Source organism: Cupriavidus sp. Met-2 (assembly GCF_049843575.1).
Lineage (GTDB): Bacteria > Pseudomonadota > Gammaproteobacteria > Burkholderiales > Burkholderiaceae > Cupriavidus > Cupriavidus metallidurans.
On the sequence record NZ_JBBHZL010000004.1, the window covers coordinates 417,032 to 438,066 of the forward strand.

19 protein-coding genes are annotated in these 21,035 nt (G+C 64.5%); 6 read left to right on the forward strand and 13 right to left on the reverse strand.

From position 1 onward, the window contains the following. Nucleotides 1-52 precede the first annotated feature (52 nt). The 5 genes from WD006_RS12440 to WD006_RS12460 form a co-directional block, all read right to left on the reverse strand. Nucleotides 53-1,606, reverse strand: coding sequence for a malonate--CoA ligase (locus tag WD006_RS12440; protein ID WP_035884715.1), 1,554 nt, complete (start codon nucleotides 1,604-1,606; stop codon nucleotides 53-55). A gap of 114 nt (nucleotides 1,607-1,720) precedes the next feature. Beyond that, nucleotides 1,721-2,503, reverse strand: a complete 783-nt coding sequence (locus tag WD006_RS12445) for an enoyl-CoA hydratase/isomerase family protein (RefSeq protein WP_011517363.1) — start codon at nucleotides 2,501-2,503, stop codon at nucleotides 1,721-1,723. Then, a complete protein-coding gene (locus WD006_RS12450; RefSeq protein WP_011517364.1) occupies nucleotides 2,503-3,513 on the reverse strand; it encodes a Bug family tripartite tricarboxylate transporter substrate binding protein in 1,011 nt (336 codons plus the stop codon). The genes WD006_RS12445 and WD006_RS12450 overlap by 1 nt, the downstream gene beginning before the upstream one ends. A gap of 119 nt (nucleotides 3,514-3,632) precedes the next feature. Then, entirely contained in the window at nucleotides 3,633-5,054 is a 1,422-nt protein-coding gene (locus tag WD006_RS12455) for a malonyl-CoA decarboxylase domain-containing protein (RefSeq protein ID WP_060784861.1), read from the reverse strand. Nucleotides 5,055-5,095: 41 nt separating this feature from the next. After that, nucleotides 5,096-5,797 carry a GntR family transcriptional regulator gene (locus tag WD006_RS12460; protein WP_011517366.1) on the reverse strand — a complete coding sequence of 234 codons (702 nt, stop codon included), beginning with the start codon at nucleotides 5,795-5,797 and terminating at the stop codon, nucleotides 5,096-5,098. Nucleotides 5,798-6,588: 791 nt separating this feature from the next. On the opposite strand from WD006_RS12460, the gene WD006_RS12465 reads away from it, so the two are divergent. Next, on the forward strand, nucleotides 6,589-7,659 hold the full coding sequence (locus WD006_RS12465; protein WP_011517369.1) for a YjgN family protein: 1,071 nt from the start codon (nucleotides 6,589-6,591) through the stop codon (nucleotides 7,657-7,659). Nucleotides 7,660-7,693: 34 nt separating this feature from the next. Further along, nucleotides 7,694-8,719 carry a M48 family metallopeptidase gene (locus tag WD006_RS12470; protein ID WP_011517370.1) on the forward strand — a complete coding sequence of 342 codons (1,026 nt, stop codon included), beginning with the start codon at nucleotides 7,694-7,696 and terminating at the stop codon, nucleotides 8,717-8,719. A gap of 68 nt (nucleotides 8,720-8,787) precedes the next feature. On the opposite strand, the gene lgt is transcribed toward WD006_RS12470, so the two are convergent. Then, nucleotides 8,788-9,600: a prolipoprotein diacylglyceryl transferase gene (gene lgt, locus WD006_RS12475; protein WP_011517371.1), complete on the reverse strand. Its 813-nt coding sequence runs from the start codon at nucleotides 9,598-9,600 to the stop codon at nucleotides 8,788-8,790. A gap of 52 nt (nucleotides 9,601-9,652) precedes the next feature. Continuing rightward, a complete protein-coding gene (locus WD006_RS12480; protein ID WP_035884712.1) occupies nucleotides 9,653-10,603 on the reverse strand; it encodes a LysR family transcriptional regulator in 951 nt (316 codons plus the stop codon). Nucleotides 10,604-10,733: 130 nt separating this feature from the next. Between WD006_RS12480 and ilvD the strand changes: the two genes are divergently transcribed. Further along, the gene (ilvD, locus tag WD006_RS12485; protein WP_060784860.1) at nucleotides 10,734-12,407 is read left to right on the forward strand and encodes a dihydroxy-acid dehydratase; all 1,674 of its coding nucleotides are present in this window, start codon (nucleotides 10,734-10,736) and stop codon (nucleotides 12,405-12,407) included. Nucleotides 12,408-12,510: 103 nt separating this feature from the next. On the opposite strand, the gene WD006_RS12490 is transcribed toward ilvD, so the two are convergent. Genes WD006_RS12490 through WD006_RS12500 form a run of 3 tightly spaced genes read right to left on the reverse strand, consistent with a single transcriptional unit; the run spans nucleotide 12,511 to nucleotide 15,011 of the window. Then, nucleotides 12,511-13,011, reverse strand: coding sequence for a hypothetical protein (locus tag WD006_RS12490; protein WP_060784859.1), 501 nt, complete (start codon nucleotides 13,009-13,011; stop codon nucleotides 12,511-12,513). Further along, entirely contained in the window at nucleotides 13,008-13,442 is a 435-nt protein-coding gene (locus WD006_RS12495; protein WP_011517375.1) for a DNA polymerase III subunit chi, read from the reverse strand. Before WD006_RS12495 ends, WD006_RS12490 begins: the two co-directional genes overlap by 4 nt. A 36-nt stretch (nucleotides 13,443-13,478) precedes the next feature. Next, nucleotides 13,479-15,011 (reverse strand): leucyl aminopeptidase, encoded by a 1,533-nt coding sequence (locus WD006_RS12500; protein WP_011517376.1) that lies wholly within the window; start codon nucleotides 15,009-15,011, stop codon nucleotides 13,479-13,481. Nucleotides 15,012-15,175: 164 nt separating this feature from the next. Between WD006_RS12500 and lptF the strand changes: the two genes are divergently transcribed. The 3 genes from lptF to WD006_RS12515 are packed head-to-tail and all read left to right on the forward strand — an operon-like array spanning nucleotide 15,176 to nucleotide 17,861. After that, the gene (lptF, locus tag WD006_RS12505; protein WP_011517377.1) at nucleotides 15,176-16,294 is read left to right on the forward strand and encodes an LPS export ABC transporter permease LptF; all 1,119 of its coding nucleotides are present in this window, start codon (nucleotides 15,176-15,178) and stop codon (nucleotides 16,292-16,294) included. Further along, complete coding sequence (gene lptG / locus WD006_RS12510) at nucleotides 16,291-17,454, forward strand: LPS export ABC transporter permease LptG (protein ID WP_008644103.1); 1,164 nt, start codon at nucleotides 16,291-16,293, stop codon at nucleotides 17,452-17,454. Before lptF ends, lptG begins: the two co-directional genes overlap by 4 nt. A 2-nt stretch (nucleotides 17,455-17,456) precedes the next feature. Beyond that, nucleotides 17,457-17,861, forward strand: a complete 405-nt coding sequence (locus WD006_RS12515; RefSeq protein ID WP_011517379.1) for a sirohydrochlorin chelatase — start codon at nucleotides 17,457-17,459, stop codon at nucleotides 17,859-17,861. A gap of 65 nt (nucleotides 17,862-17,926) precedes the next feature. On the opposite strand, the gene cobA is transcribed toward WD006_RS12515, so the two are convergent. The 3 genes from cobA to cysD are packed head-to-tail and all read right to left on the reverse strand — an operon-like array spanning nucleotide 17,927 to nucleotide 21,032. Then, entirely contained in the window at nucleotides 17,927-18,691 is a 765-nt protein-coding gene (gene cobA / locus WD006_RS12520; RefSeq protein ID WP_035884708.1) for a uroporphyrinogen-III C-methyltransferase, read from the reverse strand. A gap of 39 nt (nucleotides 18,692-18,730) precedes the next feature. Further along, entirely contained in the window at nucleotides 18,731-20,035 is a 1,305-nt protein-coding gene (locus WD006_RS12525) for a sulfate adenylyltransferase subunit 1 (RefSeq protein WP_008644107.1), read from the reverse strand. A 25-nt stretch (nucleotides 20,036-20,060) separates the two neighbouring features. Further along, the gene (gene cysD / locus WD006_RS12530; protein ID WP_060784858.1) at nucleotides 20,061-21,032 is read right to left on the reverse strand and encodes a sulfate adenylyltransferase subunit CysD; all 972 of its coding nucleotides are present in this window, start codon (nucleotides 21,030-21,032) and stop codon (nucleotides 20,061-20,063) included. Between the last annotated feature and the right edge of the window lie 3 nt (nucleotides 21,033-21,035).

Genomic DNA, 21,035 nt, shown 5'->3' on the forward strand with positions numbered 1-21,035 from the left:
TGGTGTATAGACCAGGAAACGGGAGAGGGGGCCGAGCCCCTCTCGGCTCAACTCACAGCGCCCCGAACTGCTGGCGCAGCACGTTCTTCTGCACCTTGCCCATCGTATTGCGCGGCAACTCATCGACCACGTGCACACGCTTGGGTACCTTGAAATTGGCGATGCGGCCCTTCAGCGTGCCGATCATGCCAGCCTCATCAATCTCCATGCCCGGCTTGCGTACGACCACGGCAACGACGGCCTCGCCGAAGTCAACATGCGGCACGCCGATCACGGCTGACTCCACCACGCCCGGCATCTCGTCGATAAAGCTCTCGATTTCCTTCGGATACACGTTGTAGCCGCCCGAGATGATCAGGTCCTTACTGCGACCTACGATCGTCAGGTAGTTGTCCGGCACGATGCGTTCGCCTGCCTGGCTGACGATCGCGCCACCAAAGCGGCCCACATCCCCAGTCTTGAACCAGCCATCGGCCGTAAATTCCTCCGCCGTCTTCTCGGGCATCCGCCAGTAGCCCTTGAACACGTTCGGCCCCTTGACCTCGACGTTACCGATCACACCCGGCTCGCACGACTTGCCTTCGCTGTCCGTCACGCGCACCGACACGCCCGGCAGCGGCCTGCCCACGGTGCCACCGATCCGCTCACCCAGTGCCGGGTCATACGGATTCGATACCAGCATCACGGTCTCGCTCATGCCGTAGCGCTCCAGGATCGTGTGGCCGGTGCGCTCGCGGAATGCGTCGAACGTCTCCAGCAGCAGCGGCGCCGAGCCCGAGACGAACAGGCGCATGTTGCTGCACAGTTCCTTGTCGAAACGGGGCTCCTGCAGCATTCGCACGTAGTACGTAGGCACGCCCATCATCACGGTGGTACGCGGCAGGTACTTCAGGATCTGGCCCATGTCGAGCTTCGGCGCCCAGATCATCTTGGCGCCCGCGAGCAGCGCGCCATGCGAGGCCACGAACAGGCCATGCACGTGGAAGATCGGCAGCATGTGCAGCAGCACATCATCGCTGCGCCAGCCCCAATACTCATTCAGCGTTTGCGCGTTCGATGCCAGGTTTCGATGCGTCAGCATCGCGCCCTTGCTGCGGCCGGTGGTGCCCGACGTGTAGAGAATCGCGGCCAGATCGTCGTCCGCGCATTCGACCGTCTCGAACGTGTCAGGCTGCACTGCCGCGCGTTGCAGCAGCGAACCGGTGCGGTTATCGTCGAGCGTGAAAACATGGGCGGTGCCGTGCCGGAACGCCACTTTCGACACCCAGCCGAAGTTGTTGCTGCTGCAGACCACCACGGCAGGCTCGGCGTTGCCGACAAAGTAGTCGATTTCGGCCTCCTGGTACGCGGTGTTCAGCGGCAGATACACATAGCCGGCGCGCAACGTGGCCAGGTACAGGAACAGTGCTTCCGGCGACTTCTCGACCTGCACCGCCACGCGCGAGCCGGCGGGCAGCTTCAGCGCGGTCAGCAGGTTGGCCAGCTTGGCGGTGGCGCGATCGAGGTCGTCCCACGAGTAGTAGAGCCCGTCATGCGTTTCGATGCAGCATGCGGTGCGGTCGGCGGGAAAGCGGGATTCGAACAGGGCGAACAGGTTGGCGTTCATGGTGCGGGACTAGTACGAAACAAGTACGGACAGGTACGGAATGCTGGGAAAAGCGGACCCGGGGAGCCTTGGCGATACGGTGCGGCCGGTAATGATAGCCCGGCCGCCACCCGGTTACTCTCCAGTGAAATCCGGAGGCCGGTGCGCCAGAAACGCGGCCACGCCCTCGGCATGGTCGCGACTGGTGGCGTAACGGAAATGGGCGTCGAATTCGGCGTCGGTCAGCAGCGTGGGATCTGGCGACAGGCGACGAATCGTCGTCTTGTTGATGCGGGCCGCAAGCGGCGCGCCGGCGCTCAGCCGCTGCACGGTTGCCGTCACTTCGTCGTGCATGGCCGCCGCAGGCACCACTCGCGTGAGCAGCCCCTTGCGCTCAGCCTCCAGTGCATCGAACACACGGCCTTCGAGCAGGATCTCGAGCGTCACCGCCCGCCCCACCAGCGCAAGCAGGCCGCGCAACTCGCCGGGCGCCATCGGAAAGCCGAGCCGGTTGATCGGCACGCCGAAGCGGCTGCCCGCAGCGGCCACGCGCAGGTCGCAATTGCAGGCGATCTCGAGGCCACCGCCAACGCAAACGCCCTCGATGGCGGCCAGCGTCGGATGCGGGCATTCTGAAATCGCCCGCAGCGCCGGTGCGATGATCTCCGTGTGGTAGCGACGGACAGCCGCCTCGTCGCCGCGCACGGTCGGAAACTCCGCGATGTCGGCGCCGGCGGCGAAGTTGCCGTCGGCACCGCGCACGAGCACGCAGCGCAGCGACATGTCCGCCGCCAGCGTGGCGAATCCGGCGGCCAGCGCCTGCCACATGTCGACCGAGATTGCATTGAGCTTGCCCGGATTCGACAGCGTGACGACGGCCGTCGACCCTTCGCGCGAGAACGTGACGGTGTCGCTCATCAGTCGATCTTCGCGCCCGAGCGCTGCACCACGTCTGCCCAGCGCTTGATCTCGGCGTGCTGGAATTGCGCGAACTGCTCCGGCGTGTACTGCGGGATGTCCGAACCGTTCTGCAGCCAGATCTGCTTCATCTCCGGGTTGTTCAACGCCTTGGTGGTCTCGGCGTAGAGCCTGTCGACGACTTCCTTGGGCGTGCCCTTGGGCGCCCACAGCGCATACCAGGTGGACACGTCGTAGTTGGGCAAACCGGCCTCGGCAGCGGTCGGTACGTTCGGGAACGCCGCGGAACGCGTCTTCGATGCCACGGCCAGCGCCTTGATGCGCCCGGCGCGGATATGTTGCGACGATGAACCGAGGCCATCGAACATCAGATCCACCTGGCCGGCGATCAGGTCCGACAGCGCAGGGCCCGCGCCCTTGTACGGCACGTGGATCAGATCGGTCTGCGTCTGCAGCTTGAACAGCTCGCCCGCCAGATGGTGCGAGGAACCGTTGCCGGCCGAGGCGTAGTTGAGCTTGCCCGGATTGGCCTTGGCATAGGCGATCAGGTCCTTCACGCTGGTGGCCTGCACCTTGCCCGAATTGACCACGATCACCTGTGGCGGCTGGGCAATCACCGTGATGGGAATGAAGTCCTTCTCGATGTCGTAGTCGAGCTTCTTGTAGAAGGACGGTGCGATCGCGTGATGCGCGCCGCCAATGAACAGCGTGTAGCCATCGGGGGCCGCCTTGGCGGCGATGCTCGCGCCAACGGTGCCGCCCGCGCCACCACGATTGTCGATGACGAACTGCTTGCCGAGCTGCTTCGACAACTGCGCGGTAAGCGGCCTCGCAAACGCATCGGTGCCGCCGCCGGCCGGGAACGGCACGATGACGGTGACCGGCTTGCTCGGCCATGTATCGGCCTGCGCGGCCGGTGCGTAAAGACTGGTGACCCCGGTCCCGGCCATCAGGCCAGCCACTGCAAACACGCGTGCAAATGTGGTCAGATTCCGCTGACGACGATTCATGTACTGTCTCCTCTCTCTTCTCTTTGGAAAGTCAATCAAAAGTACGACTTGCTACGACTCATACACCCGACGAAAAATTGCCCTGGCGGTCTCCGTGTCCGCTCGTTTTCGACCCTCGATTACAGAAGCTTTGCCACCGCCCGACTGATGCGGGGATTGCCGTCGCCAAGGCGAGCCAGATTGTCATCCAGCGCATCAGGCACGTAAAGGTAATTGACCATCATGCCGCACGATTGCGCACGCCCTTTGCGCGACATGTCGGCGCCCCAGTTCACGCGCTCCACACATGCGCCGTTGCCGAGGTGAAAGCGCGCCACCGGATCGGCGGGCACGCCCTTGCCACCCTCTCGCACCAGATAGTGCGCGGCCAGTGTCATGGCTGTATCGCGTATCACGGTATCTTCAGTGTCCGCTGACAACACGCTGAACCATGCCGCGCCATCGGCGGGCACCTCACCATGCTGCTCGCGCCAGCGTGCAAGGCGCTTGACACCGAGCACGCGGTCGATGGACTCACCGTCCCGCTTGCGCAGCCAGTCCGCAAATCCGGGGATCGGCGACAGCGTGGCGAACTGCTTGAGCTTGGGATGTTCGCGCTGCAATTCCTCGATCACCCGCTTGAGCAGGAAATTACCGAAGCTCACGCCGCGCAACCCCGCCTGCGTGTTCGAGATCGAATAGAAGATGGCCCACTTCACGCGCCGCAGGTCTTCCAGCGGTGCGGCTTCATCGAGCAGTGCCTGCACGTTGGCGGCCATCTCGGGCACGAACGCAACCTCGACGAAGATCAGCGGTTCGCGCGGAATGCGGGGGTGGAAGAACGCATAGCAGCGGCGATCCGAATCCAACCGGTTGCGCAGGTCGGTCCATGACGAGATCTCGTGCACGGCCTCGTAGCGAATCAGCTTCTCGAGCAGCGACGCGGGCGAGTCCCACGTGATCGGCTGCAGTTCGAGCAAGCCCACGTCGAACCAGTTCGAGAACAGCGCCTCCAGGTCCTCATCGAGTTCGCGCAAGCCCGGGATGCGCTTGTGCCAGCGCAGCATGTCCGCGCGCAACTGGATCAGGAAGTGCAGCCCGCAAGCACTGTTGCCACGCTGCCCATGCAGTGCGGCAAAACGCTTGAAAAAACGGATGCGTGCGTTGGACAGCGCCTGCGACAAGCCGGACGCGGTAGCCGGCTGGCCGCCAGCCGCATCGCGGACGGCGGCCACCTCGGCCAGCACGCCGAGCATCGCCTGGCGAAGCGGCTCCACCGCAGCCTCGTATTCGTCCTGCCACGCCTGGGCGGCGGCGTTGGCGGCGACATCGGTCAGCCGCGCGTCGAAGCACTGACGCAACTGGTCGCGCTGACGTTTGGTTGCGCGCGTGGACAGGGCGGGCGTGTCCTGCGCCTTCGCAGGGCCTGCCGCAGTGGCATCCGCATCGCCCTTCCGGTTCCACCAGCGGCCGAAGCGCGATAACAAGGTGTCGGACACGGGCTCGGCGGCATCGAGCGGCGCGCTGACTTTCTGTTGATCTGAGGTGTCGAGGGCGGTCATGGAGATTCCTGCGTAGGGGCGAGCGGATCGATCACAAACCTTCAGTCCTGTCCAGCCAGGCGAAGCTGGCCCGGCGCTACGGCGGGCGGCTCCGGATCGGCACGATCCAGCGCGCTCAACGCGCCGCGCTGGCGCAGCACGTGGGTTTTCATTAGCGCTTCCGCGCCTTCCGGATCGTGTGCCTTCAGCGCCGAGAACACCGACATGTGCTCGGCACACGATTCCTGAATGCGGCCCGGCAGCTTCAGGCTCTTGTGCCGCGACAGGCGCAGCACCTTGCGCAAGTCACTGACCACGCCCGACAGCCAGCGGTTGCCGGCCAGCCGCTGGATCGCCTCATGAATCTGGTAGTTGGTCTCGTAGTAGGCGTCGATATCGCCCGCCGCCGCATGACGGGCCAGCTCGGCATGCAAGCCTTCGAGCGCATCGAGATCGGTCTGGGTGACGTTGCGCGCTGCCTCGTAGGCGCAGCGCCCTTCGAGCAGGGCCATCAGCGGAAAGATTTCGTCGAGATCCTGCTCGGTGAGTGCATTGACGAAACATCCGCGACGCGGCTCCAGCCGCACCAGCCCTTCCGCGGCCAGGACCTTCAGCGCCTCGCGCATTGGCGTGCGCGACGTGCCCAGTGCGGCCGCAAGCGCGACTTCGTCGATCCACGCGCCTGGCAACAGCGTGTGATCGTCGATCATGGCACGCAGCCGATCGGCAACTTCGAGGTAAAGCGCCTGCTGGACGATCCGCATGAAGCCCTTTCGATGACATCACCGAGCGGCGCATACACCGCAATAATTCATAATTATGAATAAGGGCGCGCGCGCCGCAAGGAGTTTCGATGCTGCAAAGCGGCATCAAAGTCGTGAATCGGCCATGCGCCGCACGGTGATATCGGATAGTCCCGTGAGATGAGGGCGGTAGACGACGATGGGATGCGGATAGAGGGGATAGAGGTGCGGCGGGCAACGTTCCTGCCTCCCACAGGAAAATTGCCCGCGCCAGAAAGAACCGCTACTGGACAACATCATCGACGCCGGACTGGATGCGCCTGGCGCGCGTGGGTCAGATTTGACATGCTGGCGCTGGCCCAGCGCCTGCCCCCGTTCAAGCACCCAAGCGTGGGTGCAGATCTTCCCGTTTGGCTTTTCCGTCGTTTTCGGTCGCATCCGCGCATCTTTCGTACGCGCTCTCCCTTCGATGCGGCCGTGGACATTTCCTGTCCCGACCTGATTCTTGTAACAGACTGTATAGCGAGGACCATGCCACGCTGGCTAAGTTATTGATTTTATTGAGGCGGACGATCCGAGACTTGTTACAAGTGCCAGATCATGTAACAGGATGTTTCTCCTTCGTTACGACCCCCACTACCCTGCTGGTTGTCGCCAATATGCCGCAGCGAGCGATTAGTGATGGCGGCGGTACGCCGCGATGCGAAAATGCGCCGCACACTGCACGAAAGCCGATGTTCAATCGGTTGCAAACATGAAACATGGGCTGGAAGCGACATCCGGCCCTGTCAAAACTCTCGGAGAGGTCCGGCATGGAAGACAATTTTCAGGGAAGCCACTACATCGGCGACGGAACGCAGGCCGCGCCGCGCAATCTGCCCCTGTCGTTCACGGGCTCGGGGTCCGAGTACTTCCGCATCTGGATCGTCAACGCATTGCTGTCGATCATCACGCTGGGTATCTACTCCGCATGGGCGAAGGTCCGCACGCTGCAGTACTTCTATCGCAATACGCAGCTCGATGGCGCCACGTTCGACTACCACGGCAGTCCAACCGCGATTCTCAAGGGCCGCGCGATCGTTTTCGTCCTGGCCCTGGCGTACAACCTGGCCAGTCATGCATCGCCACTACTGGCTGTCGGGCTTGCCGTCGTGCTGGCTGCCGTGTTTCCGTTTCTGCTGGTTCGCTCGCTGCGATTCCGCATGGCGAATTCGAGCTACCGCGGTCTGCGTTTCGCCTTCATCGGCAAGGATGCCGAGGGTTATCAGGTCTTTCTGCTCTGGCCGATCCTGACAGTGTTGTCGCTCTATCTGCTGGCGCCGTTCGCGCACCAACGTTTCAAGCGCTACCAGCACAACCACACGCTGTTCGGCACGGCGCCATTCGCATTCGACGCCACGGCCAGCGCCTTCTACGGTGTCTACCTGCGCACCGCAGGCATGGTCGCGATCTTCCTGATCGGCGGCGGTCTGGTGGGCGGCTCGCTGGCCAGCGCGGTTGGGCAATCGAAAGGGGCGGTCGGCGTCGTATTTGGCATGATGATGATCGGCCTGTACTTCGGCCTGATGATGATCGGCCCCTATTTCACGGCTCGGCTGCAGAACCTGGTGTGGAACAACACCACCCTGCTGCCGCACCGCTTTCGCAGTGACGTGCGTGCCGGCAAGCTGTTCTTCATCGTGCTGACCAACTTCATCTTCATTGCACTGACGCTGGGCCTGTTCTATCCATTCGCGCGCGTGCGCTCGACGCGCTATCGCGTGGAAGCGATGACGATGATCGCGGTCGGGCCGCTCGACGAGTTCGTGGCTGGCGAGCAGCAGCACGTTGGCGCGCTCGGTGATGCCGCGGTCGACTGGTACGACATCGACATCGCGCTCTGACAGACACCACCAACGGACACGCCCGAAAACAGTCATGGTTGCCGCGCAATACTTCGACACCCGCTCATCACGCGCGCACGCGGTGGTGCTGATCGTCACGGACGGCGAAGCCATCCTGCAGGATGCGAATGGCGTCGAGTTGCGACGAGCGCCACTCGCATCACTGCGCGTGTCGGAACGCATCAAGCGCGCGCCACGGCTTGTCACGTTCGACGATGGCGCCTATTGCGAGATCGCGGACCAGGCCACGTTCGATGCGATGCTCGCGGCAACCGGGCATCGCGAAGGCCTGGTTTCGCGTGCGCAGAACAGCTGGCGTCTGGCCGGGCTGTCGCTACTTGGGCTGGTTGTATTCGTGGTGTTTTCGTATTACTACCTGCTGCCTTGGACGGCCACGGTGGTGGCGCGATCGGTGCCGCCGTCGATCGAGGCTCAGTTGGGAAAGGCCACCCTCGACAGCCTGGATCAGGGGCTGGTGGAACCTACGAAATTGCCACAGGCCGACCAGCAACGCATTCGCGACAACTTCGCCGCACTGCGCCGCCCGGACGATCCGGGCCACCACTATCAGATCCTGTTCCGCAAGGGCGGGCGGCTTGGCGCCAACGCCGTGGCACTACCGGGCGGCACGATCGTCGTTACCGACGAACTGGTCAAGCTGATTGGCACGGGCGCGGGCATGATGGGTGTACTGGCCCACGAGGCCGGCCACGTGGCCGAGCGCCACGGCCTGCAGCAGGTATTCCAGGCATCGGTGGTCGGCGCGCTGGCGGCGTACATGGTCGGCGATGTTTCGTCGCTGCTGGCCACCGTACCCGCCGCGATGATGTCGATGCGCTATTCGCGCGAGCACGAACGCGAGGCGGATGCCTATGCCGTGAAAATCCTGCGGGACAACCGGCTACCGGCGACCGCGCTGGCCGATGCGCTACAGCAACTCGAGGATGCGCACCGCAAGGGCGACGGCAAGCAGGCTGCCGATGATGAGGAGAGCGGCTTCTTCTCGACCCACCCGCTGACGCGGGAGCGGATCGAAGCCATCAGGAATGGTGGGGAGTGATTGTCTTGCATCCCTCTCCCAATGAGGGAGAGGGATGCAAACCGAGAGTCAGCCTGACGGCCTGACGATCAGCGCGCTGCTGCCGTCGCCCCATTGCCACGACGGTAAGCCCAGACCACCATCACGGCGCCAATCACGATCATCGGCAGGCTCAGCCACTGGCCCATCGACAGCTTGAGCGCCAGCAGGCCCAGGAAGTTATCCGGTTCGCGGGCAAATTCGGCCAGGAAGCGGAACGCGCCATAGCCGATCAGGAACACGCCCGATACCGCGCCCATCGGCCGCGGCTTGCGTGAGAACAGCCACAGGATGATGAACAGCGCCACGCCTTCGCCAGCGAACTGGTAAAGCTGCGACGGATGGCGCGGGATGTTGTCGCCGGCCTGCGGGAAGATCATGCCCCACGGCAGGTCGGTCGGACGCCCCCACAACTCGCCATTGATAAAGTTGCCGATCCGCCCGGCCGCGAGTCCGCACGGAATCATTGGCGCGATGAAGTCGGTCACCTCCATCCAGTGGCGACGGCGCACTTTCGCGAACACCCACATCGCGATCAGCACCCCGAGGAATCCGCCGTGGAACGCCATGCCACCCTCCCAGACCTTGAAGATCTCGAGCGGGTGCGTGAGGTAGTAACCCGGCTTGTAAAACAGCACGTAGCCCAGGCGGCCGCCCAGAATGACCCCGAGTACCCCATAGAACAACATGTCGTCGAGGTCCCGCGCCACCCAGCCACGCGCCGCGATATGTGGCTGGCGGATACGCAGTCGGCCGAACCACAGGAACATGATGAAGCCGGCCAGGTACATCAGGCCGTACCAGCGAATGGCCAGCGGCCCGAGGTGAATGGCGACCGGGTCGAATTGGGGATGAACGAGCATGTCGGATCGAGTGAGTATCGGTAAGTATTCTGGACAGCGCGGAATAGCGGAGTCAGGCCTTTATGCCATTGTCTTGCGTCAGTCCGATGGCGCCGGCGAGGTCCATGGCGATATCGATGAAAGAGCGCAGCACAGGCGCCACGCCAGCCGCGCCTTCACGCCAGACCAGACCGGTTTCGATTTCCGGCCCGGCATCGCGCAACGCCAGATATGACACCCCAGTCCGGCGCAGGTTGCATAGCGATGCGGGCACTAGTGCCACCCCCATGCCGGCGGAGACCAGACTGACGATCGTCTGCATCTGTATCGCCTCCTGGGCAATCATCGGCGTCAACCCATCGCGCGCGTAATAGCCCGTAATGATGTCATAAAACGCTGGCGCGCTTCGGCGCGGGAAGATGATCAGCGGCTCGTGCGCGGCATCGCGCAGGGCCACGGTCTGCGGTGGTGCTCCATCGACCTGCCCCGCCGGACGCCAGCCATCGGGCACGGCCAGCACGAGCGGTTCGCGTACCAGTGGCAAATAGGAGAGCCCGTGCGGCATCACGGTCAGTTGCGGCCGGATGACCAGTCCCGCGTCGATCGTCCCGTCGACCAGCGCCTCGAGCTGGACGTCGCTGGTGGCCTCGCGCAGTTGTAGCTGGACTTCCGGATGCCGGGCCCGGAAATGCCGCAGAAGGTCGGGCAGGATGCCGTAATCGGCCGTGCTGACGAACGCCAGCGCCAGCGAGCCGACCTCCCCCCGCGCGAGCCGCTGGGCCAGCCCGGGCAACGCGGCCGCATCGGCCAGCACGCGGCGCACCTCCGGCAGCCATTGCTGGCCGGCCGGCGTGAGCATTACCGAGCGGCGCGTGCGCACGAACAGCTGGACGCCGATCTCCTCTTCCAGTGCCTGGATCTGCTGCGACAGCGGCGGCTGTGTCATGGCAAGCCGCCGCGCGGCGCGGCCGAAATGCAACTCTTCGGCCACTGTGACGAAATAACGTAGCTGGCGCAGGTCCACGGGGTAGTTTGATATTTTTATCGACTCAATAAAGGTCGAATCATATATTTGACACGATAAAACGCAAGCGCCATTCTTCTGACCACAACACGGCCACCCCGCCACCAGCCCCCCCCCGGAGACACCCGCCATGGCTTACAACAAACGTTCCCAGCACATCACGCAAGGCGTGGCGCGCTCCCCCAACCGTTCGATGTACTACGCGCTCGGCTACAAGAAGGAAGACTTCGACAAGCCGATGGTGGGTATCGCCAACGGCCACTCGACGATCACCCCCTGCAACGCCGGCCTGCAGCGCCTGGCGGACGCGGCCGTGGATGCGATCAAGGCCTCGGACGCCAACCCGCAGATCTTCGGCACGCCGACGATCTCCGACGGCATGTCGATGGGCACCGAGGGCATGAAGTACTCGCTAATCTCGCGTGAAGTCATTGCCGACTGCATCGAAACCGCTGCCCAGGGCCAGTGGATGGACGGCGTGGTCGTGATCGGCGGCTGCGACAAGAACATGCCCGGCGGCATGATCGCACTGGCGCGCACCAACGTGCCGGGCATCTACGTCTACGGCGGCACCATCCGCCCGGGTAACTGGAAGGGCAAGGACCTGACCATCGTGTCGTCGTTCGAGGCCGTGGGCGAATTCACCGCCGGCCGCATGAGCGAGGAAGACTTCGAGGGCGTGGAGAAGAACGCCTGCCCGAGCACCGGCTCGTGCGGTGGCATGTACACCGCCAACACAATGAGCTCGTCGTTCGAGGCGCTGGGCATGTCGCTGCTGTATTCGTCGACGATGGCCAACCCGGACCAGGAAAAGGTGGACAGCGCCGCCGAATCGGCCCGCGTGCTTGTGGAAGCCATCAAGAAGGACATCAAGCCGCGCGACATCATCACGCGCAAATCGATCGAGAACGCCGTGACGCTGATCATGGCCACGGGCGGTTCCACCAACGCGGTACTGCATTACCTGGCCATCGCCCACTCGGCCGAAGTGGAATGGACCATCGACGATTTCGAGCGCATCCGCCGCCGCGTGCCGGTGATCTGCAACCTGAAGCCGTCGGGCGCCTACGTGGCCACCGACCTGCACCGCGCCGGTGGCATTCCGCAAGTGATGAAGATCCTGCTGAACGCCGGTCTGCTGCATGGCGACTGCCTGACGATCACGGGCCGCACGCTGGCCGAGGAACTCGAGCACGTTCCCAATGAGCCGCGTACCGACCAGGACGTGATCCTGCCGATCTCGCAGGCCCTGTACAAGCAAGGCCACCTGGCCATCCTGAAGGGCAACCTCGCCGAGGAAGGCGCAGTGGCCAAAATCACCGGCCTGAAGAACCCGGTCATCACCGGCCCGGCCCGCGTGTTCGAGGACGAACAGAGCGCCATGGAAGCGATCCTGGCGGACAAGATCAACGCTGGCGACATCCTGGTGCTGCGCTACCTTGGCCCGAAGGGCGGCCCGGGCATGCCTGAAATGCTGGCGCCGACTTCGGCGATCATCGGCAAGGGTCTCGGCGAATCGGTTGGTTTCATCACCGACGGCCGCTTCTCGGGGGGCACCTGGGGCATGGTGGTTGGCCACGTTGCGCCGGAAGCCCATGTGGGCGGTACGATTGCACTGGTTCAGGAAGGCGACTCGATCACGATCGACGCGCACCAGCTGCTGCTGCAACTGAATGTGGCCGACGACGAGCTGGCCCGCCGCCGCGCTGCCTGGAAGCAGCCGGCTCCGCGTTACACGCGCGGCGTGCTGGCGAAGTTCGCGAGGCTGGCCTCCACGGCCAGCAAGGGCGCCGTGACGGACTGATCCGGCGAAAGTAGCCCCCTGCAATGCAAAAGGCCTGCGAGTCCATCGCAGGCCTTATTGCTTGGGTGCCGATACCGGCGCGGGCCGGTAGCAAGGCCCAGGCTTACATCCCGCCCGGGTCCCGCTCGATTTCCTCCAACGTCGCGTCGAGCCACTCCACCAACCGGGCCTCGAGCGCCTGGGTCAGTTCATTGGCCAGTTGCGCCGTCAGCGGCGCCAGCCTCGATTGCAGCGTGGCTTCGGTATGGGCTTCCACCACCTGCGGCCACTCGGTGCGGAAGCGCATCATCACGCGCGTCAGCAACTCGGTGCGCACCGCACGCAGGTCGTCAGCACCCGGCATGAACGGGGCCGTGTCCACCACGTCGGACGCCGCAGCCGGCGCGTCCTCTCCCGTCGATCCGAAATCGCCGACCGCGGTGACCACGCCAGATTCTGGCATGTCCGCCGTGTCGATCACCGTGGCCTGGGCTGGCGCGGGTGCGGGTGCGGGTGCCGGCGCATCGAACACGGTGTCCGGCAACTCGACCACTTCGGTCAGCAGCGGCACGCTGTCATTGGGATCCAGCCGCGGAATGACCCGCGAAGTCGTGCGTTCGCTCATGCCGCATCTCCCTTGGCCTGGCCAATGTCATGGTGCGTGAGCGGATAGCCGCGCTCACGATAGAAACGATACCGCTCCCGCCCAGAATCCCGGGCTTCAGGCGTGGCGCCGACCACTTCAATCAACCGTTCGAAGCTGGCGAACTGCGCCGGGGCCTCCGGCGCCAGGTTCACCAGCAACTGATGGTGCGGCACGCCGTCGAGCGCGGCGGCCAGGATGATCGGCGTCACCGCCGCATTCGGGCTGTCGACCCCGCAGTGCGGCAGGAAGTCGAGCGGCGAAAACGACCACAGCCGCGCGTCGAGCTGCGCCAGCTGCTGCGGCGCGCCGTGCACCACCACCTTCTGCCCTGCCCCATAGGCCTTGCGAACCAGACGGCAGACATATGTCAGCGTGTCCGGCACATTGCTATGGAAGTCGATGCGCGTCATCCCGGCTACCTTTACCTGATCCTAAAATCCGCCCGATTAGGCCGCGCGGTCCATCAGGAACTGCGTCAGCAACGGCACCGGACGGCCCGTGGCGCCCTTGGCCGCGCCGCTCTTCCACGCTGTGCCGGCGATGTCGAGGTGGGCCCAGTCGTACTTCTCGGTATAACGCGCCAGGAAGCAGGCCGCGGTCACGCTGCCGGCCGGACGGCCACCGATATTGGCCATATCGGCAAAGTTCGACTTGAGCTGGTCCTGGTAGTCATCGTCCAGCGGCAGACGCCAGGCCGTATCCATGGCCTTGCGGCCGGCACCCAGCAACTGGTCCGCCAGCGCGTCACTGCGGGCGTACAGGCCGCTGTTGACGTGGCCGAGCGCGATGATGCAGGCACCGGTCAGCGTGGCCACGTCGATCACGGCGGCCGGCTTGAAGCGCTCCACGTAAGTCAGCGCGTCGCACAGGATCAGGCGGCCTTCGGCATCGGTATTGAGGATTTCGATGGTCTGGCCGGACATGCTGGTCACTACGTCGCCCGGCTTGGTGGCGATGCCGCTCGGCATGTTCTCGCAAGTCGGCACCACGGCGATCACGTTCTGCTTCAGGCCCATTTCGGCCACGGCCTGGATCGTGCCCAGCACCGATGCCGCGCCGCACATGTCGTACTTCATCTCGTCCATGCCCTCGCCCGGCTTCAGCGAGATGCCACCCGTATCGAACGTGATGCCCTTGCCCACCAGCACCACCGGCGCCTGCTTGGCGCTCGCGCCGTCATAGCGCAGCACGATGAACTGCGGCGGCTCGACGCTGCCCTTGGTCACGGCAAGGAAGGCGCCCATGTTGAGCGCCTCGATCTGCTTGCGACCCAGGATCTCCACCTTGAGCTTGTGGCGCTTGGCGATGCCACGGGCGGTATTGGCCAGATAGGTCGGCGTGCAGATGTTGGACGGCAGGTTGCCCAGATCGCGGGTCAGTTCCATGCCGTTGGCGATGGCAGTGCCACGCACGGCGGCCTGCGAGGCGGCCTTGGCGTCGCCCACGTCCACGGCCAGCACGATCTTGCGCAGCGACGCCTTTTCGTTGGCGCCGGCGCCCCGGGGCGCGCGCTTGAGCTCGGGATGGCGCTCCAGCAGGCGATAACCGGCCTCCCGGACCAGCGTGATCGTGGTGATGATGGCCCAGGCCACGTCGCGCTGCTGCGGTGGCTGCTGAACCAGGCACCAGAGCGCCGAGGCGGCGCGCGTGCCGCCCAGGGCACGCGTGGCCGTGCGCACGGCTTCGGCAAAGGCCTTGTCGTTGAAATCGGCTTCCTTGCCCAGGCCCACCAGCAGCACGCGGGCGGCGCCAACGCCGGCCACCTCGTGCAGCATCAGTTGCGTGCCGCGCTTGCCTTCGAAGTCGCCTTGCTTGACCAGACGCGCCACCAGCCCCTTGGTGGCAACGTCCAGCGCCTTGGCCACGCCGGCCAGACTTTGGCCCTCGAACAGGCCAACCACCAGACAGTCCGTCTTCGTGGCCAAGAAACCATTTTGGCCGGCTTTGCTCAGATCCAGGGCTTTTGTGCTAAATTCCATCGCGCTTCCTTCAAGGGGCTCGTCGAAAAGAAACCCCCATTATCCGCGATTTTCATCCGCGATCCGCCGCCGCCGATCCAGAAAGCTGACAGCCCGCGGTCCTGCCAGTCCATCGGCCCCCGGCGCATCGCCCGCTCCGGCCGGCAGCCGGAAGCGTGTCTTGCATGATCTTCCAACAAGCCCTGCGGCGCGAACTCGCCTACACCGCCGGTGCGGTGTTCCTGGTGATGCTGACGTTCATGCTGACGTCGCTCGTGATCCGTATCCTGGGAATGGCCGCCAATGGCAAGGCCAGCCCCAACGACGTGCTGATGCTCATCGGCCTGGCGACGATCGGCTATCTGTCGATCCTGCTGTCGGCCACGCTGTTCATCTCGACGCTGATCGTCCTGACCCGGTGGTACAAGGACTCCGAGATGGTGGTGTGGTTCTCGTCCGGCGTCTCCCTGCGCGATCTGATCAAGCCGGTGCTGCAGTTCGCCGCGCCGTTCTTCGTCATGGCGCTGCTGCTGGGCCTGTTCGCGTGGCCGTGGGCCAACCAGCAGAGCGCGCTGTTTCGCGACCGCTTCGAGCAGCGCGGCGTGCTCTCGATGATTGCCTCGGGCCGTTTCATCGAGCCGGCCAATGGTAACTACGTGCTGTTTATCGAAGGCATCGACGCCGACATGAAGCACGCGCGCAATGTCTTCGTGGCCAATGCCGAATCGGGCAAGATCGGTGTGGCGCTGGCGCATCAGGGCCAGTTCGAGACAATGCCCAACGGCGACCGTCTGGTGGTCATGGAACATGGCCGCCGCTACGCCGGTATTCCCGGCCAGCTCAATTACCGGATCGTCGAGTTCGACAAGTACGCGGTCAAGGTCGACAACAAGCCGCAGGATGCCGCCGCCGACCTGCCGACCAAGAGCCGCGACACGATCGACCTGATCCGCGACCCGACCCGCGAGAACCTGGGCGAACTGCTCTGGCGGATCTCGCTGCCGATCCTGGCGTTCAACTTCGTGATGATCGCGATCCCGCTGGCCTACGTGAATCCGCGTCTGGGCCGGTACACCCCGCTTGTCTTTGCCGTGCTGATCTACCTGACCTACAGCAACCTGATCAACCTGGCGCAGGCCTGGGTCCGTTCCGGCGCGATGTCGTTCTGGATGGCCATCTGGCCGATCCACCTGGCCGTGTTCCTGTGCGCGCTGGTGATGTTCCGCTACCGCGCCAACCGTAGCCTGGGAGGCTGGCGTGCCGTCTTCGGCCTGCGCCGCAAGACCACCGGGGGCCGCGCATGAGGGTGCTGAGCGTCTACGAGCGCTACTTCGCTCGCCTGATCTATGGGGTTTTCGCCTTCATCCTGTTCGCGGTGCTGGCCCTGTTCGTGTTCTTCGACATGCTCAGCGAGCTGGAAAGCGTCCAGGGCAAGTACACGTCGCTGATCGCGTTCTTCCACGTCATGCTGGAGGCGCCGACGCGTATCTACGAGGTGCTGCCGATCGCGGTGCTGATCAGCGCGATCTACGTCTTCTCGCAACTTGCCAGCCAGTCCGAGTACACGATCTTCCGCGTGGCCGGCCTGAACACGCGGCAGGCGCTGTTCTCGCTGTTCAAGCTGGCGGTGCCGCTGGCGCTGGCCACGTTCATCTTCGGCGAGTTCATCGGCCCGGCAGCCGAACAGTACGCGCAGAAGATCAAGCTCGAGGCAATCGGTGCCACCGTGTCATCGGGCTTCCGCTCGGGCGTCTGGGTCAAGGACCGCGATCGCGATCCCGAGGAGAAGGGCGCGGGAGAAATCACCCGCTTCGTGAACGTGCAAGGCCTGAGGCCCGACCAGTCGATTACCGGCGTCACGATTTACGAATTCGACAAGGACTACCGCCTGCGCGTGATCCGCGTGGCCAAGGAAGGCAAGTACCAGGGCGGGCAGTCTTGGCAGCTCAACGACGTCAACGAGACGCGCTTCATCGAGCTGCGTGACGGCCAGCCGGCCGCCAATCGTGACGCGCTGGCACCCGACTTCCGCGGCGAGCAGGTGCAGTTCCCGAACATCCTGATGCACTCCGAGCTGACGCCGCAGATCCTGTCGGTGCTGCTGGTGCAGCCGGAGAACATGTCGACGGTCAACCTGTTCCGCTACATCCGCCACCTGCGCGACAACAAGCAGGACACGCAGCGCTACGAAATCGCGTTCTGGAAGAAGGTGGTGTATCCGCTGACGCTGTTCGTGATGGTCGCGCTGGCGCTGCCGTTCGCATACCTCCATGCCCGTGCGGGCGCGGTGGGCGTGAAGGTGTTCGGCGGCATCATGCTGGGCCTGTCGTTCCACCTGTCCAACACGCTGTTCTCGCACGTGGGCCTGCTGCATACCTGGCCGCCGATCGTCTCCGCGCTGGTGCCCGGCACGCTCTACCTGATGATTGCGCTCGGCGCGCTGCGCTGGGTCGATCGCCACTGATCATGGGCGCTGGGCGACAAGGGCTCATCCTGTTCGGGCACGGCGCGCGCGACGCGCGCTGGCGCGATCCGTTCGACCGGCTTCACGAAAAGCTCGTGGCGTTGCTGCCGGACTGTGCGGTTCGACTGGCGTTCCTGGAACTGATGACGCCGTCGCTGGAGGACGCCATCGACGAGCTGGCGGCGGCTGGCGTTGGCGCGATCACGGTCGTGCCGGTGTTCTTCGGCCAGGGTGGGCATCTGCGGCGCGATTTCCCGCTGCTGATCGACGCGTGCCGGGCGAAGTATCCGGGGGTGGAGATTCGCGCTTCGGATGCGGTCGGCGAAGTCGACAGCGTGCTCGATGCCATCGCGGCATATTGCGCGCTGACCCTTTCTCCCGCTCCCGCCCCCGATTCTGGACATTAGCCCGGGACACAAAATGCAAAAAGGCCAGAGTCAATCTCTGGCCTTTTTTCCACCGGGCAAACCGATCACGCGGCGCGTTCGGCTTCCACGTACTCCGTCGCCCTGCTCCCCAGGGCCTCGCCGATCATCAGCAGGCTGGGCTGCACCGGGTCCATCCAGCGTGCCGCCTCGCCTGCCGCCATCTGACCCAGCGTGAACTGGTGGCTGCGCTGGCGCGGCGTCGTAGCGGCTTCCACTACCCATGCGGGTGTCGACGCCGGCTTGCCGCGAGCGATCAACTGCGTCGCAATGTTCGCCGCCTGATCACGGCCCATGTAGTAGATGATCGTGTCTGCCTTCACATCGGCCTCCACGTCGACGGCATCGGCCGCCTTGGCCTGGGTAGCGAACGCCACGCTGCGCGATACACCACGCTTGGTCAAGGGCCGGCCGATCGCGCTGGCCGCCGCGAGCGCCGCGGTGATGCCGGGCACCACCTCGTACTCGATACCGGCCGCTTCCAGCGCCTGCAACTCCTCGTCGGCGCGGCCAAACAGCATCGGGTCGCCGCCCTTGAGCCGCACCACGCGCTCGTACTTCGTGGCCAGATCGACGATCTGGCGATTGATGAAGAGTTGCGCCGTGGAACGCTGGCCGCAGCGCTTGCCCACCTCGACCAGTTCGGCCTGCGGACACCACGCCAGCATCTCGGGCGATACGAGTGCATCGTGCAGCACGACCTGCGCCTCGCCCAACAGTCGTGCGCCGCGCACCGTAATGAGATCGGCCGCGCCGGGACCCGCACCAATCAGGTACACCTTGCCCGTGGCCTTGCCGTGCTGCCTGTCCATCCTGACCCTCGCTGTATGAAATGCCCGACTCAGACGATATCAGGCATACGCACGGATCATGCCCGCCGCCACCGTGTGGTTGGTGGCTTCGTCGATCAGCACGAACGCGCCCGTCGCCGGATTGTCGCCGTATGTATCGCAGACGATCGGCTTCTGCAGCGAGATCTGCACCGAACCGATGTCGTTCAGGTTGATCTCATGGCGGCCGGTTTCGTGCGACAGCGTATGCACATCCAGCACGCGATCCACCGCCGACACGCGCGCGAACACGCTGGCCGTAGTGTGCTTGAGCACGTACTTGCGCGACGGATTCAGCGACTCATCGTCGAACCAGCACAGGTCGGCAGTCAGCTTCTTCGCCGATTCGGCGGCGGTATCGGCCGACACGAACATGTCACCACGCGATACATCAACGTCTTCGGCCAGACGCACCGTGACGGTGTCGCCGGCGCTGGCGGAATCGGCCGATCCATTCGGCGTCAGCACTTCGGCCACCACGGCTTCGCGATTGGCGGGCAGCACGCGCAGCTTCTGGCCCACGCGGACCGTGCCGGCTTCCACACGGCCAGCGTAGCCACGGAAGTCGTCGGCGGCGGAACCGTCCTGGCGAACCACCAGTTGCACCGGGAAGCGCAGCGCGGCATCGCCTACCGGCGCCACATCTTCCACCGGCAGCGATTCCAGCAGCGGCAGCAGCGGCTCGCCCTGGTACCACGGCATAGCGTCGCTGGCATGGACGATGTTGTCGCCACGCAGTGCCGACACCGGCACGTAGGTCACATCCTTCAGGCCCAGTTGCGCGGCCAGTTCGATGTAGGCGGCGCGGATCTCGTTGAAGCGCTGCTCGCTGTAGTCAACCAGGTCCATCTTGTTCACGGCGACGATCACGTGCTGCAGTTCCAGCAACTTCAGGATTGCCGAGTGACGCTTGGTCTGGGCCAGCAGCTCGGCGCGGCCGTCCTTGACCGTGACGCGCGTGGCATCCACCAGCACGATGGCGGCGTGCGCAGTCGAGGCGCCCGTCACCATGTTGCGCGTGTACTGCTCGTGGCCCGGCGTATCGGCAATGATGAACTTGCGGCGCGCGGTCGAGAAATAGCGGTAAGCCACGTCGATCGTGATGCCCTGCTCTCGCTCGGCCTCGAGGCCGTCGGTCAGCAGCGAGAAGTCGATCTGCTCGCCAGCGGTGCGCTTGTTCTTGGCGTTGGCCAGCGCGGTGAGCTGGTCGGACAGCACTGCCTTGCTGTCAAACAACAGACGGCCGATCAGCGTGCTCTTGCCGTCGTCCACGGAGCCCGCGGTGATGAAACGCAGCAGGCCTTGATGTTGGGATTGGTGAGACATTGTCGTATTCCTCTGCTGCGTCGATTTAGAAGTAGCCTTCTTTTTTCCGGCGTTCCATCGACGCTTCGCTCGTCTGGTCGTCCATGCGGGTGGCGCCGCGCTCGGTGATCTCGGTCACCGCGGTCTCCGCGATGATCTCCACCGGCGTGGCCGCGGTGCTAGCCACCGGGCACGTGCAGCTGATGTCGCCCACGGTGCGGAAGCGGACCGACAGCACTTCGCTCACATCGCCATCCTGCTTCGGCGTAATCGGCGTCACCGGCACCAGCAGGCCGTTCTTGCGCACCACTTCGCGCTCGTGCGCGTAGTAGATCGGCGGCAGGGCCAGGTTTTCGCGGGCGATGTACTGCCACACGTCGAGTTCGGTCCAGTTCGAGATCGGGAACACGCGCATCTGCTCGCCTTGGGCCATGCGGGCGTTGTACAGGCTCCACAGTTCCGGGCGTTGGGCCTTCGGGTCCCACTGGCCGAACTCGTCGCGGAACGAGAAGATGCGCTCCTTGGCGCGAGCCTTTTCTTCATCGCGACGGGCACCGCCCATCAGCGCGTCGAACTTGTGCGCCTCGATCGTTTCCAGCAGCGTCACAGCCTGTGCGGCGTTGCGCGAATCGGTTTCCTTGCGCAGGCGCACGGTGCCACGCCTGATCGAATCCTCGACATGGCCCACCACCAGGCGCGCGCCCAGTTCGCCCACACGCTGGTCGCGGAACTGGATCACTTCCGGATAGTTGTGGCCGGTGTCGATGTGGACCAGCGGGAACGGCAGCTCCACCTTGCGGTCGCCCAGGCGGAAGGCCTTGAGCGCCAGATGCAGCATGACAATCGAATCCTTGCCGCCGGAGAACAGCAGCGCCGGGTTGCGGCACTCGGCCACCACCTCGCGGATGATGTAGATCGATTCGGCTTCGAGCCGGTCGAGGTGGTCGTTCTGGACCTGCAGCAGGTGTTCCACGTTGGCGGGGATGCCTGCGCTTGCGATGTCGTTCATGATGCCCATGTC